General features: G+C 54.1%; 13 protein-coding genes. 3 read left to right on the forward strand and 10 right to left on the reverse strand.

Features of this window, described 5'->3' with window-relative positions; all coding sequences use genetic code 11:
• The 3 genes from pcaF (at position 1) to ACJO5Y_RS07055 (ending at position 3101) form a co-directional block, all read left to right on the forward strand.
• A complete protein-coding gene (gene pcaF, locus ACJO5Y_RS07045) occupies positions 1–1203 on the forward strand; it encodes a 3-oxoadipyl-CoA thiolase (protein WP_406985717.1) in 1203 nt (400 codons plus the stop codon).
• Between the two features lie 14 nt (positions 1204–1217).
• A complete protein-coding gene (locus ACJO5Y_RS07050; RefSeq protein ID WP_406985718.1) occupies positions 1218–2006 on the forward strand; it encodes an alpha/beta fold hydrolase in 789 nt (262 codons plus the stop codon).
• A gap of 171 nt (positions 2007–2177) precedes the next feature.
• Positions 2178–3101: a methyl-accepting chemotaxis protein gene (locus ACJO5Y_RS07055; protein ID WP_406985719.1), complete on the forward strand. Its 924-nt coding sequence runs from the start codon at positions 2178–2180 to the stop codon at positions 3099–3101.
• On the opposite strand, the gene ACJO5Y_RS07060 is transcribed toward ACJO5Y_RS07055, so the two are convergent.
• The 10 genes from ACJO5Y_RS07060 to ACJO5Y_RS07105 form a co-directional block, all read right to left on the reverse strand.
• Positions 3102–5201 (reverse strand): 3-hydroxyacyl-CoA dehydrogenase NAD-binding domain-containing protein, encoded by a 2100-nt coding sequence (locus ACJO5Y_RS07060; protein ID WP_406985720.1) that lies wholly within the window; start codon positions 5199–5201, stop codon positions 3102–3104.
• Positions 5202–5285: 84 nt separating this feature from the next.
• Positions 5286–6509 carry a CaiB/BaiF CoA transferase family protein gene (locus tag ACJO5Y_RS07065; protein WP_406985721.1) on the reverse strand — a complete coding sequence of 408 codons (1224 nt, stop codon included), beginning with the start codon at positions 6507–6509 and terminating at the stop codon, positions 5286–5288.
• Positions 6510–6523: 14 nt separating this feature from the next.
• Positions 6524–7684: an acyl-CoA dehydrogenase family protein gene (locus tag ACJO5Y_RS07070; RefSeq protein ID WP_406985722.1), complete on the reverse strand. Its 1161-nt coding sequence runs from the start codon at positions 7682–7684 to the stop codon at positions 6524–6526.
• A gap of 158 nt (positions 7685–7842) precedes the next feature.
• Positions 7843–9027, reverse strand: a complete 1185-nt coding sequence (locus ACJO5Y_RS07075) for a DcaP family trimeric outer membrane transporter (RefSeq protein WP_406985723.1) — start codon at positions 9025–9027, stop codon at positions 7843–7845.
• Between the two features lie 247 nt (positions 9028–9274).
• Complete coding sequence (locus ACJO5Y_RS07080; RefSeq protein WP_406985724.1) at positions 9275–10186, reverse strand: helix-turn-helix transcriptional regulator; 912 nt, start codon at positions 10184–10186, stop codon at positions 9275–9277.
• 183 nt (positions 10187–10369) lie between these two features.
• Positions 10370–11146, reverse strand: coding sequence for an SDR family NAD(P)-dependent oxidoreductase (locus ACJO5Y_RS07085; protein ID WP_406985725.1), 777 nt, complete (start codon positions 11144–11146; stop codon positions 10370–10372).
• Between the two features lie 53 nt (positions 11147–11199).
• On the reverse strand, positions 11200–12630 hold the full coding sequence (locus ACJO5Y_RS07090; RefSeq protein ID WP_406985726.1) for an NAD-dependent succinate-semialdehyde dehydrogenase: 1431 nt from the start codon (positions 12628–12630) through the stop codon (positions 11200–11202).
• A 117-nt stretch (positions 12631–12747) separates the two neighbouring features.
• The gene (locus ACJO5Y_RS07095) at positions 12748–14376 is read right to left on the reverse strand and encodes a flavin-containing monooxygenase (RefSeq protein WP_406985727.1); all 1629 of its coding nucleotides are present in this window, start codon (positions 14374–14376) and stop codon (positions 12748–12750) included.
• A gap of 177 nt (positions 14377–14553) precedes the next feature.
• Positions 14554–15330: a DODA-type extradiol aromatic ring-opening family dioxygenase gene (locus ACJO5Y_RS07100; protein WP_406985728.1), complete on the reverse strand. Its 777-nt coding sequence runs from the start codon at positions 15328–15330 to the stop codon at positions 14554–14556.
• Positions 15331–15341: 11 nt separating this feature from the next.
• On the reverse strand, positions 15342–16307 hold the full coding sequence (locus ACJO5Y_RS07105) for a glutathione S-transferase family protein (RefSeq protein ID WP_406985729.1): 966 nt from the start codon (positions 16305–16307) through the stop codon (positions 15342–15344).
• Between the last annotated feature and the right edge of the window lie 46 nt (positions 16308–16353).

A 16353-nucleotide genomic window follows, 5' to 3' on the forward strand; every position in this document is an offset into this window, starting at 1 on the left:
ATGACTGACGTTTATCTCTGCCATCCCCGCCGTTCGGCCATTGGCCGCTTCGGCGGCACCCTGGCCAGCGTTCGCCCCGATGATCTCGCGGCTCACATTTTCAAGGCCGTGCTGGAGCAGGCCCCGGAACTGGACCCGGCTGCTATCGACGAAGTGATGATGGGCTCCGCCAACCAGGCCGGTGAAGACAACCGCAACGTGGCACGTATGTCGGCACTGCTGGCCGGCTTACCCAGCTCGGTACCGGGGACCACCCTCAACCGCCTGTGCGGCTCCGGTATGGATGCCGTCGGCACCGCTTTCCGTGCCATACGTGCCGGCGAGATGGACCTGGTGCTGGCCGGCGGCGTGGAGTCCATGTCCCGCGCGCCCTATGTCATGGGCAAGGCCGATTCCGCCTTCTCCCGGGGCCAGAAGATCGAAGACACCACCATCGGCTGGCGTTTCGTGAATCCGCTGATGAAAAAGCAGTACGGCGTCGATTCCATGCCTGAAACCGCGGAAAATGTCGCCGAGCAGTACAATGTGTCGCGGGAAGATCAGGACCTGTTTGCTTTCCGCTCCCAGGAGAAAACCGCCCGCGCCCAAAAGGACGGCATCTTCGCCGAAGAGATCGTGCCGGTGTCCATTCCGCGTCGCAAACAGGACCCGCTGGTATTCGATACCGACGAACATCCCCGTGAAAGCACCCTGGAAAAGCTCGCCTCCCTGCCAACACCGTTCCGGGACGGCGGCAGCGTTACCGCTGGCAACGCCTCCGGCGTGAACGACGGTGCCGCTGCGATGCTGGTTGCCAGTGAGAGTGCAGTGAAAACCCACGGACTGAAGCCCATGGCCCGCATTCTTGGCATGGCGACGGCAGGCGTGGAACCACGCATCATGGGCATCGGCCCGGTCCCTGCCGTTCGCAAACTGCTGGAGAAGCAGGGCATCAGCATTGATGACATCGACGTCATCGAGCTGAACGAAGCCTTCGCCGCCCAAGGCCTGGCAGTATTGCGTGAACTTGGCGTCGCCGACGACGATCCTCGGGTCAACCCCAATGGCGGCGCTATCGCCCTCGGCCATCCCCTGGGCATGTCCGGCGCCCGCCTATTGCAGACTGCCGCCCACCAGCTACAGCGCACCGGTGGCCGTTACGCCCTGTGCACCATGTGCGTGGGTGTCGGCCAGGGTATTGCTACACTCATCGAACGGGTCTGAGGTAAGGAGCAAACATGGCATTTCTGAAACATAACGGCCGCACAGTTTGTTATCGCCTGCTGGGTGACAGCACAAAACCGCTGCTGGTGCTGGCACACCCCCTGGGCATGACCCAGGGCGTGTGGGACGACATGCTACCGATGCTGCTGCCACGGTTCCGGGTGCTGACCTGGGACCTGCCGGGGCACGGCGCCAGCGCGAACTGGCCGGACGAGTCCGACGAAATCACACCGGAAGACCTGGCGCAAGAAGCCATCGCGCTCGCCGCAATTGCAGATGCTGAAAGATTCCACTTTGTCGGCACATCGATTGGCGGTGCTATTGGCCAGCAACTCGTCGGCCAACATTCTGACAGACTGCTTTCCGCCACGCTCACCAACACTGGTGCTGTGATCGGCACACCCGAGGCCTGGAATACCCGCTCAGCCAACGTACTGGAACTCGGCCTGTCCGCCATGGCTGTGGATATCGTTCCGCGCTGGTTCGGCCCCGCCGCCTGCGAACAACAGCCGGCCCTGATTGAAGGATGGCGCGTGATCATGGGTCGCGGTGACGACCGAAGTTATGCACTGCTGTGTGAAATGCTGGGGCGTGTCGACTTCCGCGAGAAGCTGGGCCAGCATCGCGTACCGCTCCGGCTGATTGGTGGTTCAGACGACGTTGCTACCCCCCCGGAAACACTCAAGGCGCTGTCCCAATGCAGTGGCGCCTCGGACCCAGTGATTCTGGAACATGTCGGCCATGTCCCCTCGGTGGAATGCCCGGAAAAGTTCAGCCAGATGCTGCTCAACAACCTGGACTGAGTACCAACCCCGAAGCCAGGCCCCATCGTCTCCGGCCTGGCTTCTACTTCTGCCCTCCAAGCCCGCTTTTCAGAATACGGATAAACCTCTGCATTGTGCGGATAGGTTCGCCCCCAAAAATCCCTTAGCGTTCACCCAAGATGCGAACCCTTGCCCAGCGGAAACAGAACCATGGACAACACCCTCACTTTCGAACAAAAAACATCTGAGTCAGGCTCTTCCAAAGCCCCGATTTACGGAGCACTGCTTCTGGCCATCGCCAGCGCTGCGCTATTGCTGATCATGGCGGACGGAGCCATCCCGGCCATGCTTGCGGCGGTTACCCTCGCCCTGGCCGCCACCGCACTCACCCTGTGCGCGCGGATGCAGCCAACCGTGGTGACCATCCGCGAACAGGCGCAGGCGCCCGAGCCCGTGTCTGAACCGGTTTACGAACCGGAGGTGCAAATACCCGAACCGGAATCGCCAGACCCCACTCTGCTCAGCCACCTGGATGACCTGCGCAACAATGTCGATGTGATCCTCGAGGAAATGGCGGAGGCGGGCAAGCTGGCCAAGGCGTCCGGGGCCAAGGTCACCCAGAGCGCCAGCTGCATTTCAGAGTCCGAGGCATCAATTCGCGAGCTGGCCGACTTCATGGGCCGCATTGATGATGTCTTCACAGAACTGGGCAAGCAATCCGCCGAGATCGGCAGCATCGTGAGCAACATTCAGGACATCGCCAAACAGACCAACCTGCTGGCGTTGAATGCCTCCATTGAGGCCGCGCGCGCCGGTGAGCACGGCCGGGGGTTTGCAGTGGTGGCTGACGAAGTGCGCAACCTCGCCGTACGCGCCAATGAATCCAGCGAGGGCATTGGCGCCATCGCCAACAGCCTGAATACCACCTCGGTCGAGGCGAGCAACGGCATGGATAAAATCCGCGAGTCCTGTGACCAGTGCCTGAACCAGTCAGGGGAGGCTTTACAGGCGATGAAAGATATCCAGGCTGGGGCGGTGGCTCGCATGGAAGTGGTTCAGGGTATTACCGACCGGTTGCAGGTTCAGCGTGAGCTCACGGATCAGCTGTACGCGGATCTCAGTGAGCAAAGCTGATCAACCGTTGCCGGCCATCCAATCGTCCAGTGTCAGATCGGAGGCAACCAGCTTTTTCAGCAGAGGTGCGGGAGCCCAATAGGGCTCTCCAGTGGCCCCATACAGTTTCTCAATACTTCCCAGAACGTTCCCTAACCCACGCTGGCTCGCGTAGAACATCGGACCACCACGGTAGGATGGGAACCCATAACCATGAACATAAACCACGTCGATATCACCTGGTCGCTGGGCAATGCCCTCTTCAAGTATGCGGAACCCCTCGTTTATCAACGCCAGCAGGTGCCGGTCCAGAATCTCCTCATCCGACAGCTCCCGGCGCTGGACACCGTGCTTCCTGGCTTGCTCCCTGATAACGTCCAGAACAACCGGATCGGTTGAGCGGGCTCGCGTATCAGGGTCATACTTGTAATACCCCGCCCCGGCCTTCTGACCCAGTCGTCCAAGTTCAACCAGGGCATCGGCAATACAGTAGCTCCGGGGGTCCCCCTTCTGTTCATCTGTCAGTGCCTGACGGGCCTTATACCCAATGTCCAGTCCCGCCAGATCACCTACCGACAGCGGTCCCATTGCCATACCAAAGTTCGTCAGCACGCCATCGATCTGGGCCGGTTCCGCACCTTCGATCATGCACAGCTGGGCTTCCCTGGCATACTGTCTGAGCATCCGGTTACCGATAAAGCCGTAGCACACACCAGCCAGCACCGGCACCTTTCCTATACGCTTGCCCAGAGCCATGGCGGTTGTAATAACCTCATCGGCCGTACTCTCTGCCTTGACGACCTCCAGCAAGCGCATGACATTGGCGGGGCTAAAGAAGTGCAGACCAACAACGTCCTGCGGGCGGGAAGTTGACCCAGCAATCTCGTTTACATCAAGGTAAGACGTATTTGTTGCCAGAATTGCCCCTTGCTTGCACACCTCATCCAGACGACTGAACACCTGCCTCTTCACGTCCATGCTCTCAAAGACCGCTTCAATGACCAGGTCGACATCGACGAGTTCTTCGTAATCAACAGTGCCGCTTATGAGAGCCTCTCGCTCCGTGGCTTGCTCTTCCGAAAGTTTTCCCTTGCTCACGCTGATGCCATAGTTCTTGTCAATGAGCGCAAGCCCCCTTTCCAACCCTTCCTCACTGGCATCCAGCAAGGTTACAGGGATGCCTGCGTTGGCAAATGACATGGCAATACCACCGCCCATGGTGCCAGCACCAATAATACCGACCCTCTGGACAGGGCGGGGAACAACGGATTTGGCAATTCCCGCCACCTTGGGTGCCTGGCGCTCCGCAAAGAAGATATGCCTTAACGCTGCGGACTGTTCAGATTGGACACACTCAACAAAACAGGAGCGCTCATAGGCCAGGCCTTCTTCAAATGGCTTGTCCATTGCAGCCTCAACGCAACTGACAATTTTCTGCGGCGCTTCCTGCCCTCTCTTGCGCTTGTTCAGTTGTTGTCGATAATCCTCGAACGCCTCTTTGCCGAAACTGGTTGCAGGAATGGAGATATCGCGAACTCTGCGCAGACCGGCCCCTTTTGCGATGAGTTCGCGGGCATAGTCCATGGCCGCCTCTTTGAGATCGCCCTTCAGGACACGGTCAATAAGGCCAAGGTCCCTCGCTTCGTTCGCACCGGCCTTGTTGCCGGTCGTCATCAAGTCGAGAGCCGCTTTGACGCCGATCAGACGAGGTACGCGCTGCGTACCACCGGCCCCGGGCAACAGCCCCAATGTGACTTCGGGCAGACCGACGGATGCCGATGCCTGGGCACACCTGTAGTGGCAGCTCAGAGCTAGCTCAAACCCGCCACCTAACGCAGTGCCATGAATCGCTGCAATAACGGACTTGCCCGAGGATTCAATCGCCGTATTCAGTTGAGGCAAGGTTGGCTCCTGCACCGGCTTACCAAACTCGCTGATATCCGCGCCCGCGATGAATGTGCGCCCCTCACACAGGATAACAATGGCTTTGATGTCGTCATCTTCGGCGCTTTTTATCGCATCCAGAATCCCCTGGCGCACACCCTGAGACAGTGCATTAACAGGCGGGTTGTCGATACTGATTACACCGATGTCATCAACTTTCTGGTAAGAGACCAACATTTTTGGGGCTCTCCTTTGTAAAGGAATTCAATTGGATACCTGAGCACTGACCCGATAAACAGAGCAGAGATCAACGGGGAAGGGTCAAATGACACCTCGGGCCTGTAGATCCCGGATTTCCTCAGGTGATTTTCCGAGCATTCTTTGCAGAGTGGCGACGGTGTCCTCGCCCAACAGAGGCGGTGCTTTCTCGTAATCCTGCCTGGTCTTAGAGAACTTGATCGGGTTTGCGACGCCCGGGACTTTGCCCAAAAGCGGATGCTCCAATTCAAGCTTCATGTTCCGGGCCTTGACCTGTGGATCTTCAAACACCTCGGCAATGTTCTGGATGGGACCACAGGGCACGTGCACGGTTGCCAGGCAGTCCATCCACTCCCGACTTGTTCTCGTGCGGGTGTATTCACACAGCTTGCCGACCAGCTCTTGCCGGTGACCCACTCGTTGCGGGTTGGTGACGAAACGGGGATCCTCTGCTAATTCCTTGCACCCGATAATGTCGCACAGGCGCTGGAATTGAGCATCATTGCCGACAGCAATGATGACCTGGCCGTCCTTGGTCGGAAACGGCTGATAGGGTGCAAGATTCGGGTGATACTCACCGGTACGGCTTGGGACCGAGCCACTGCAGAAGTAATTCAGTGCCTGATTCGCCAGCCAGCTAACCTGAACATCCAGCAAAGCCATATCGATATGTTGACCCTCACCCGTTTTCGAGCGGTGATGGATCGCTGCAAGAATTGCGACGGTGGCGTTCATCCCGGTCGTCAAATCAGCGACCGCCATGCCAACACGCTGAGGTCCGGCGCCTGGCTGCCCATCCGCCACGCCGGTAATGCTCATCAGCCCGGACTGCGCCTGAATCAGATAGTCGTATCCCGCGTTATCCGCCATGGGGCCGGTATGCCCAAACCCGGTTATCGAGCAATAGACAAGCCCTGGATTTAATGTAGAGAGATCCTTATAACCCAGGCCTTTCTTCTCCAACCCTCCGGTCTTGAAATTTTCGACCAGGACATCGCATTGTGTCGCCATTTCACGGACCAGGGCCTGTCCCTCGGGTGTCCCGATATCCACGGTAACCGAGTACTTTCCGCGATTCGCCGAGAGGTAGTAAGCCGATTGTGTGGTGGGATTACCATCCCGGTCTTTAAGCCAGGGCGGCCCCCAGTGGCGGGTGTCATCCCCCAACTGAGGTCGCTCGATTTTAATCACTTCAGCGCCCAGGTCCGCCATTATCTGTGTGGACCAGGGCCCAGCCATAACGCGGGACAAATCAAGTACTCGAATTCCTGTTAACGGACCAGGCATGCCGGACTCCTGAATCAGAGTGAGTTTTCAGCGTTGCGGATCATCTGCTTCGCAATGACCAACTGCTGGATTTGGGAAGTGCCCTCGTAAAGCCGGAACAAACGTACATCCCGGTAGAATCGCTCAACGCAATATTCACTGATGTAACCGGCGCCGCCATGGATCTGTACAGCGCGATCCGCTACCCGGCCAACCATCTCCGTGCAATAAAGCTTGCAGCTGGCCGCATTCATGGAAACAGCCATGCCCTCATCGTACGACCGTGCGGTTTCCTCGACCATACATTTACCGGCGTAATACTCGGTTTGACTGTCTGCCAGCATCGCCTGTATTAACTGAAAGTTGGCGATTTCAGTGCCAAACTGCTTCCGTTGAGTTGAATAGGCGACACTCTCGTCGATCAGCCGTTTGGCTGTTCCAACACTCAGAGCGCTGATGTGCAACCGCCCCCTGTCCAGAACCTTCATCGCCGTTTTAAATCCTTGCCCCTCTTTGTCTCCAATCAGGGCGGATGCCGGCACCCGAACGTCCTCGAAAATCACATCGCAGGTATGAGATCCCTGCTGGCCCATTTTCTTATCAGGCTTGCCCAGCGAAATACCCGGCAAATCCGAGTCCACAAGAAACGCCGATACACCCCGGCCACCATCCTCAACGCTGCCGGTCCTTACCATCACAGTGAACACGCCGGCACGAGGAGCGTTGGTGATATACCGTTTACTCCCATTGATAATATAGTCGTCACCGTCACGCCGTGCGGTGGTTCTGACAGAGCCTGCGTCAGACCCGGCATCTGCTTCCGTCAGTGCAAATGAACCGATAAGCTCCCCGGAAGCCAGCTTTGGAAGATATTTCGCTTTTTGCTCGGGGGTGCCGTCTATAATGATCCCCTGCGAGCCGATGCCCACATTGGTGCCAAATACAGACCGGAAAACCGGTGACGTGTACCCCATTTCCTGAACGATCGCCACCTCTTCAGGCATAGTCAGGCCCAACCCACCGAAATCCTCGGGGATAGAAAGGCCAAACAGTCCCATCTCTTTCATTTCCCCGATAACTTCGTCGGGAATCCGGTCTTCCTCGGCAACCTGCATTTCCAGAGGAATCAGACGCTCCCGGACATATCGGCGAACGCTGTCAACGAATTGATTCAAGGTCTCTTTATCCAGTGCCATGATGTCCTCCACAACTATTAGAGACAAGATTTCTTAAAATACTTCACTAACCAAAAGAAATTACAGTGGCTATTTGAGCGACTTAAAATTTCATATCATTAAAAAATGCCCCGACCCATCGGTCGAGGCCAAGTGGGGTATACAGTCTTCGCTAAAATTCAAAAATTGTATTTCACCATGGCCTGTAATCGAGTAGCGTCTCCGCTGACATCATTATCCAGGCTCCTATAGTGATTACTTAACTCAACTCCATAATCAATCTTTTCGACTGGCGACCAAATATAGTTTATATAAAAGCTTCTATTTTCCTCGACCCTGTCGGTTTCTGGTACGGAAGCGTTCAGATTCGCACCATCCCAATCAGCTTTTGCCATTCCATATGAAACATTAAAATTACCAGGCCCAAGCCCAACAGTCAGACCCAGCACACCACCGAAGGAAGCAATAGTGTTTAATTCGTTGTTAGTGGGATCATAATAAGCAGGAGGTGCGGGATTTAACCACAAATACCCGCCGATTCCGTCACCATAGACGACAGCACCTCTGAGGGTGACTGATTGAGACAGCGAAACGCTTGCGGATAAAGCAACACCATATCCCAGCTCTGTTTCAACCTGCGTGGTTATATCGCTATGGACATCAAGCTGCCTCAAAACAAGCGCTGTTGAATATGCCAATCTATCAGCGGAGCCTTCATACCTGACAGAAGCATCCGGAACACTGTTCTTTACTTCGGTGGAAGGCGTATTTTCGAATGGTTGTCCCCCGAGAGTCCCCGGATCTTCCAAAGAAAATGAGAGCCCTCCCCTTGTGTACCTGAGCTGGGTTTGGCGATCGATATTCGTCTGCCCTACCAGTCCGGTAAAATCGATACTCGGGGTGTACGCCAGAAAAGTTGAGAAGTTTGACCAGGTTTGACCAGCCAGAATTCCATTCCAGGAACCATACCCATGTCTGAGTCGAAAGGTGCCACCAGCGCCGTAAAAATCTCCTTCAATTCGTGTCGTGAGATTTCCCTTGTCAGTTGGTGTATTTGTCGTGATTCCCAGACGCGATTCAAAAGCATGGGCATCAAAATGACCATCTGCCCCTTCCTCGTCATCAAGCCGGATATTTTGATGCGATATTGAGTTGCCTAAAGGGGAGTCGAGATCGTAAATGACATCGAGCTTGGCGTAACCATTGACTGATACAACAGTGTCCCCCAATTGCGCCGTTGCGGCGAGGACTGGAATCGGCGTCAAAAAAACTATGAAAAATGCGCGGGCCAGCGTCCTCAAAACGAAACCTACATCTCGTCGATCATTCCATACAGCAGCTTTAATTGTTGTTTTTTTGATCACTAAACTTGCTCCTTTTGTTGATTTTGTGAAAGCACAGTCATGATCCAAGAATTGCTACTTCACTTATTGAATACGCTTATCTTTCTTTGGTACAAAATGGTAAATACATCAGAAATATTTCTGACAGAAAGAACTGAGTGACACAGGAGAGAGCTCCCCAAAAGGGAGAGAAGAGAAAGACAATCGGATGAATCTAGATATCTATCGATATCTAAAATTATTCTATTATTTCAAGAACAATGGAGTCTCAGAAGAATGCTCTGGAGACTTTTGTATTTCTAAACTTCATTGGTGTAACTGAAAACTTATTTTTGAACAACCTGGTGAGATGGCTCTGGTCAGAAAAACCACACTCCATCGCAACAACCTTTATCGGAATATCCGGAGACGACTGCAGCATTTCTTTTGCTTTTTCCAAACGGCGTGCAAGAACATAGGCATGCGGAGGAACGCCCACATCATTGCGGAAGAGTCGTATGAAGTATGACTGGCTAAATCCTACAACTTTGGCCAAATCATCGATTGTTATGTTTTGATCCAGGTTCTCAACAATGAACTCTTCGATCTTTTTCCGTTTTAATGGAGGAATACGCGATTCAACCTGAATTTCACGAAGCTTGCATTGTGCGTATTTCCGAACCAGGTGAATACAAATCTGCATCTCAATGGTAGACGCATAAAGCTCCCCACCAAGCCCTCCTTCGAGGCATTCCCGCTCATAAGACTCCATCAATGCGGTTAATACAGGGTCTTGAGCCGAAGCTATATGCTCTATATTCAGATGATCAATTTCTTTATCGAAGATATCATTCGCAACCCTCGTAACTGCAGACTGAGAGACATAGACATGGGACACATCTATATCTTCCATCCAAAACCAACGAGAGGGCTCTCCTCGCGCCAAAATTGTCACGTCACCGGGTATAACTGACTGTTTCAACCACCTATTTCCGGAATAAAACCCGAGTTTCGAAGCTTCCGACCTCCATCTGACCAGCTTATAGTCTCTCATGGAAGGGATATAAACATCCGTTTTATCAAACCGATAGCCTCTGACCGCCAATCCATTATCAGACGCATTATCCACGGTCCCATCAAAAGTTACCTTGCCGGGAATAACCTTCAGAATCTGGTCTGGAGTTAACAGGCCATCAGCCATGATCAAGCTCCTTGTTATTTTATATTGATCTATATCGTTTATTTAGTTTCTTATTATAACATGAAACCTGTATAGTTTTTGACCAAAACGGTCATTTCCGAAAGAAAATAAAAGAAGCAAGGGAACGGTTAGCAAGCTTTTTTTGGCCTCCCGCTCAGATTATCGCGCGGGAAGCCAAAATCACTACAGCGAGAAACCTCCGTCGACGGCTATTGCCTGCCCGGTAACGTGTGCCGCGCCGGCAAGATATACAACCAACTGGCCCATGTCCTCCGGCGTCTGGGCTACTCCCTGTGGAAGCAGGGTTTTCTGGTGTCGTTCCCAGGACTCCTCTTCAGTCTCGCCTTCCTGGGCCCAGCGGGCGGACAGCCCGGTTTCTCCTCGCCACATTCCGGTCCCGACAACCCCGGGGCACAGAGCATTCACGGTGATGCCATCGTCCGCCACTTCCTTGGCTACCGCATTACTGAACCCAATGACAGCGAACTTGGATGCTGAATAATGAGACAGCTCCGGGAAACCGACCTTTCCTGCGATCGACGAGACATTGATGATCCTGCCGAATTTCCGGGGACGCATGACGGACAGTTCAGCCTGAGTACACAGGAAAACCCCCTTCGCGTTAACCCCCATGACTTTGTCCCATTCCTCGGCCGACAACTGGTCCACGGAACTCAGACTTACAATACCGGCGTTATTGACGGCGATATCCACAGCCCCAAAATCCGCCGCCACTTGTTGAACCATTTTCCTGACGGATTCAGGCTCAACCACGTTTACTTCCAGCGCCAGTGTACGACGCCCGAGTTTCTCGATCTTCTCGGCTGTTTGCTGGGCAACCTTAAGATCCAGGTCCGCAACGGCAACGTTCGCGCCCGCTTCCGCCAAGGCGATTGCAATTCCTTGTCCAATGCCTCGTCCGGCACCGGTAACCAATGCATTCTTTCCATTCAGGGTCATGACTGTTCTCCTTTAAATGTTGTCGCTCGTGATCGTCTTTGAACCACCGACAGTCAATTTTTCTGAGAAACGAACTTGGTAGTGAGATAGCCCTCGAAGGTCTCGCTACCACCTTCTCTTCCGTAGCCACTCTCCTTGATGCCACCGAAAGGCGTCTCTGCAATGGCTAACCCGATGTGATTGACAGAAACCATCCCGGCCTCAAGTCCGTGAGTAATGGCGTGAGCATTGCCCAGCGAAGTGGTATACGCATAGGACGCCAACCCAAAGGACAGGCTGTTTGCCCACTCCAGCGCGTCAGAAACTTCATCGAAAGGGACGATCCCGGCAATGGGCCCGAAGGGCTCTTCCCGCATGAATTTTGCAGTCTTGGGAATATCCGTGATGACCGTCGGCGCGAAAAAGTTTCCAGCACCGGAGAGTGCGTGACCGCCAGTCACGATGTTCGCTCCCTGCTGACGGGCGTCCTCAACAAACCGCTCCATCTCGGCCACACGGCGGGCTTGCGCCAGCGGTCCCATTGTTGTTGACTCATCGGTTCCGCAACCGACCTTGATCTCTTGAGTCTTTTCGACAAATCTGGACACAAACTTTTCGTAGATTCCCCGCTGTACGAAAAATCTCGTGGGGCAAATGCAGATCTGTCCGGCATTTCTGAATTTGAATGCGACAAGATCATTCACGGCGTCTTCAATGTTCGCGTCATCACAGACAATGACCGGCGCATGCCCCCCAAGTTCCATGGTGCAGCGCTTCATATGGGCGCCCGCAAGCGCTGCCAGCTTGCGACCGACCGGTGTCGAGCCGGTAAATGATATTTTCCGGACAACAGGCGACTTGATGAGATAATCGGAAATCATCCCGGAATCACCTGAAACGACATTAAATACCCCCTTTGGCAAACCGGCATCGTGAAACATGCGGGCCATGAGGAGTACGGAAGCGGGGGTATCACTCGATCCCTTCAGAATAATGGAGCAGCCGGCACCGATAGCGGCCACGATCTTTCTGAAAGCCTGGCTGAAGGGGAAATTCCATGGTGAAAAAGCCACACAAACCCCAATGGGCTCGTGCACTACGGTTTGTTGAACATCGTACTTACGGGCAGGAATGATGCGGCCATAAATTCTACGACATTCCTCCGCGTGCCACTCGGCGTGTTCTGCGCAAGACATTACCTCGCCGACGGCTTCCCCAGTCGGCTTTCCCTGCTCAAGCGTCAGCACGTGTCCGGTTTCCTGAGCCCTTTCACGGATCAGCGAAGCGACCTTACGTAATAGCTCTGAACGCTCAATGGCAGGCGTTCGCCGCCAGGATTGAAAAGCACGCTCCGCAGACTGAAGCGCAAGGTCCAGATCGGACTCGTCCGCCTGTGGCAATTTTCCGAGGACCTCACCGTTAGCCGGATTGGTAACATCCTGGTTACGCTCTCCGCGCCCCTCAACAAACTGGCCATCGATGTATAAACTCAAATCAGGGTACATTTTACTCTCCGTTGGAATGATACGCTGCGCTCCCTGACTCAACCCCTACCGCTTATCATTATTCAAAGCGACGGGGGCTGATCAGGGAGCGCATACCTTACGTTGGACGTTAATTCCCTAGGCCGACTTCCTCGACTTTTCAACACCGGAGTCAAACACCATGCCCTGATAATTCGATTCCTTAATTTCCTTCAATTTATCCCCATAGGCTTTGAGACCGCCCATATAGAAATACACCTGGTTCTTTTTACCCGGAATGTTGGAGCCAAATATCCAGGATTCAGCTTTAGGGAATAGCGTCATAGCCGCAATTTCGTTGCACGTATCGGTCCACATTTTTACTGCAGGCTGGCTTGCCTCAACAGATTCAATATCGTTGCTCTCCGCATAACCAATAAGGTCACTGATAAATCGAACCTCAAGTTCAATAGCGGGCGGCAGGTTTGTGAAAGGTCCATTGGGGCCAAGAACCATATACATATTCGGATAATCGTTATTACAGACTCCCAAATAACTACTAACGCCATCCTTCCAGTGGTCTTTCAACAGCTTGCCGTTTCTGCCGCGCACTTCGAACTTGATATAGTTCCCATCGACCGCATCAAACCCTGTTGCAAAAATAATGACGTCAAGCTCATGCTCAACTCCATCATCCGTCAAAATTCCTTTTTCCGTTATTTCCCTGATGGGGTTGGCCTTCACGTCGGTCAAACTGACATTTGAACGGTTAAAGGTTTCATAGAACCCACTATCACAAAGTGGCCGCTTTGCGTACAAATCATAGGGGCAGAGTTTTTCCGCGGTCTCAGGATCTTTTACAATTTCCCGGATCTTGTTTCGAATAAACTCCTGAGCGTATTCGTTGGCACGCTCATCTATTGCGATATCGCAGAAAGTTTCAAACATGAAGCGGAAGCCACCACCGGTGTCCCAGGCCTTCTGGAAGATTGCATCCCGTTCTTCATCTGAAACATCCAAAGCAGACCGGCTGGCCTCTTCTTTCAGGCCGAAGCCAAGATTGGAATTCCACACGTCATCCCAAATGTCATCATAGTTTTCCCTGATGCTTTGCTCGTACTCGGCAGACGTAGGGCCATTTCCTGCAGGAACGGTATATTGAGGGGTACGCATGAACACATTCAGGTGTTGTACGTCGGGAGCTATAGCCGTAATAATTTGGGTGCCGGTTGAACCGTTACCGATAACTCCAACCCTTTTCCCTTCAAGATTGACACCATCCGGCCATTGAGCCGAATGATAACATTCGCCCTCAAATCGCTCTTTCCCTCTGATATTCGGGACATTTGATGCGGACAGTAGACCCAGAGCAGTTACCAGATGCCGAGCGGTATATACCTCGTTCTTATCAGTAGTAACTTCCCAGAGGTTGTCATTTTCATCAAACCGGGCACTCTCAATACCGGTATTGAATTCGATACTGCGTCTGAGGTCATGTCGGTCAGCCACTTCCTTCAAATACGACAGAATTTCCGGCTGCTTGATGTAGTGGGAACCAATAGCACGCTCCTGAAGATGCTCCTTGTCCCAGGAATACCGGTACAAATAGGTCTCCGTATCCGAGAGGGCACCAGGGTAGCGGTTCCAATACCAGGTACCACCGACGTCTCCAGCCTTGTCAAAAGCTTTAACATCCAGATTCTGTTCGTCTCTCAGCTTTTTAAGCGTATAAAGACCACCAAATCCAGCACCGATGATAATCGCATCTAATTTGTTTTTGTCACTCATAACAGATCTCTCTTTCATAGTGTTCGTGATCTTTCAGATTTGTTTTTGTCACAAACATCATGCGGGTTCGGCTCAAGGCCGTATTGAACGGATCTGTCTAAACATTGAACAAAACTGACAAAACAGAGGGCGGGATTTCGGGAGGGGGCGCCGGGGCTACCGACGCCGTGCAGTGTTCTATTCGAATGCAAATATATCCATAGCCAGCACCCCGTACTCGTAGCTGCCGTGCAAGCGCTTGACCGTTGATGCGTTACCCGCGGCGCCCATGGCCACGAACAGCGGTGATATGTGCTCTTCGGTGGGATGATTACGTTTCGCAAAAGGTGCTTTTTCGTAAAAGTTCACCAGTGACTCCGAGTCATTCCGTTCCAGTCGCTCGCTCATCCACGTGGCAAATTCCGTCACCCAGGACGGCACGGGGGCATTTATATCGTGGCCACGCAGCTCGTACAGATTGTGGGTAAGCGATCCGGAACCAATCACCAGCACGCCTTCCTCGCGAAGTTGGCTTAATGCGCGCCCAATCCTCAAATGCTCGTCTGGCGTAGCGCCGCGTACCACGGAAATCTGTGCAACCGGGATGTCCGCTTGTGGGTACATCAGGCTCAAGGGCACCCATGCGCCGTGATCCAACCCGCGGGTGGCGCTCGTTTTGGCGGTCAGGCCTTCGTGTTGCAGAAGTTCCGCGGCACGTGCGGCGGTTTCCGGTGCGCCCGGCGCGTCATACTGAATCTCGGACAAGGCCCGGGGAAAACCGCCGAAATCATGGATTGTTTCGGGTTCGGCCGCCAGGGACAGCGCCGGCCCGCCCACAGATTCCCAATGGGCGGACGCCACCAGGATCGCTGTCGGCTTTGGCAAGGTCTTCCCAAGCCCCAGCAGAAACTGATGTGCCGGGCTCTCCTGAATCGCCAACATGGGTGAGCCATGGGATATGAAAAGGGTCGGCATACGCGCCATCATTATTCTCCTCGCGGGTCCGGATTACTGGCGGGTCCCGCCGGCACAATCCCGGTGGGGTTTAACGCCTTGATGGAGTAATAGCCCGCCTTGATGTGATCAAGGTTCACAGTGTTTGCAATACCGTCAAGCGCCAGAATCCGCTGCATGTAGGCATGCAGGTGTGGCATGGCCCTCAGGGTATTACGGTTACATTTGAACAGCCCGTGATAAGCGGCATCAAAACGCACCAGGGTGACGAACAGGCGCACGTCGGTTTCCGTCAGGCGGTCACCAAACAGGTAGGTGCGTCCGTCCGCTAATCGGGACTCCTGTTCGTCCAACGCGGCAAACACCTTGCTATAGGCCTCTTCATAGGCCTTCTGGCTTGAGGCAAACCCCGCCTGATACACGCCGTTGTTCAGGTCCGTGTAAAGATAAGCGTTCAGGGCATCGATGTCGGCGGCGAGGTCCTCCGGGTAAAGATCCGGGCCCTGATTGACGATCCCCGAGAAGGCGCTATTGAACATCCTGAGAATATCAGCGGACTCATTATTGACGATGGTTCCAGCCTGCTTGTCCCACAGTACCGGTACGGTGGCACGTCCGGAGACCGCCGGATCAGCGCGGGTGTAAAGCTCATGCATATAGCGTGCGCCATTGAGCGCGTCTTCATCGGCACCCGGGTACCCCCCGAACTGCCAGCCCTGATCGGTCAGCCTCGGATTGACAACCGTGACGCCAATAACGTCCTGCAACCCTTTCAGTTCGCGAGCCATCAGCGCCCGCGACGCCCACGGACAGATATACGCAACGTAAAGGTGGTAGCGCCCGCTCTCCGCTTTGAAGCCTTCAGAGCCGGTCGGGCCAGGGGCGCCATCAGGTGTGATCCAGTTCCGAAATGACGAGGTCTGGCGGATAAAGCGCCCCTCGTCGTCTTTCGCCTGCACCGGTTGCCAGTTTTCTTGCCATTTGCCGTTGACCAACATGTACCCTTCTCCTGCTATAGAAGCGCTCCCACTCATGGGGGAGCGC

This window comes from Marinobacter alkalisoli (assembly GCF_045449855.1).
In the GTDB taxonomy this organism is placed as follows: domain Bacteria; phylum Pseudomonadota; class Gammaproteobacteria; order Pseudomonadales; family Oleiphilaceae; genus Marinobacter.

Coding starts and splice junctions, on each gene's coding strand:
- pcaF (WP_406985717.1), top strand. CDS start 1: ATGACTGACGTTTATCTCTGCCATCCCCGCCGTTCGGCCATTGGCCGC.
- ACJO5Y_RS07050 (WP_406985718.1), top strand. CDS start 1,218: ATGGCATTTCTGAAACATAACGGCCGCACAGTTTGTTATCGCCTGCTG.
- ACJO5Y_RS07055 (WP_406985719.1), top strand. CDS start 2,178: ATGGACAACACCCTCACTTTCGAACAAAAAACATCTGAGTCAGGCTCT.
- ACJO5Y_RS07060 (WP_406985720.1), bottom strand. CDS start 5,201: ATGTTGGTCTCTTACCAGAAAGTTGATGACATCGGTGTAATCAGTATC.
- ACJO5Y_RS07065 (WP_406985721.1), bottom strand. CDS start 6,509: ATGCCTGGTCCGTTAACAGGAATTCGAGTACTTGATTTGTCCCGCGTT.
- ACJO5Y_RS07070 (WP_406985722.1), bottom strand. CDS start 7,684: ATGGCACTGGATAAAGAGACCTTGAATCAATTCGTTGACAGCGTTCGC.
- ACJO5Y_RS07080 (WP_406985724.1), bottom strand. CDS start 10,186: ATGGCTGATGGCCTGTTAACTCCAGACCAGATTCTGAAGGTTATTCCC.
- ACJO5Y_RS07085 (WP_406985725.1), bottom strand. CDS start 11,146: ATGACCCTGAATGGAAAGAATGCATTGGTTACCGGTGCCGGACGAGGC.
- ACJO5Y_RS07090 (WP_406985726.1), bottom strand. CDS start 12,630: ATGTACCCTGATTTGAGTTTATACATCGATGGCCAGTTTGTTGAGGGG.
- ACJO5Y_RS07095 (WP_406985727.1), bottom strand. CDS start 14,376: ATGAGTGACAAAAACAAATTAGATGCGATTATCATCGGTGCTGGATTT.
- ACJO5Y_RS07100 (WP_406985728.1), bottom strand. CDS start 15,330: ATGCCGACCCTTTTCATATCCCATGGCTCACCCATGTTGGCGATTCAG.
- ACJO5Y_RS07105 (WP_406985729.1), bottom strand. CDS start 16,307: ATGTTGGTCAACGGCAAATGGCAAGAAAACTGGCAACCGGTGCAGGCG.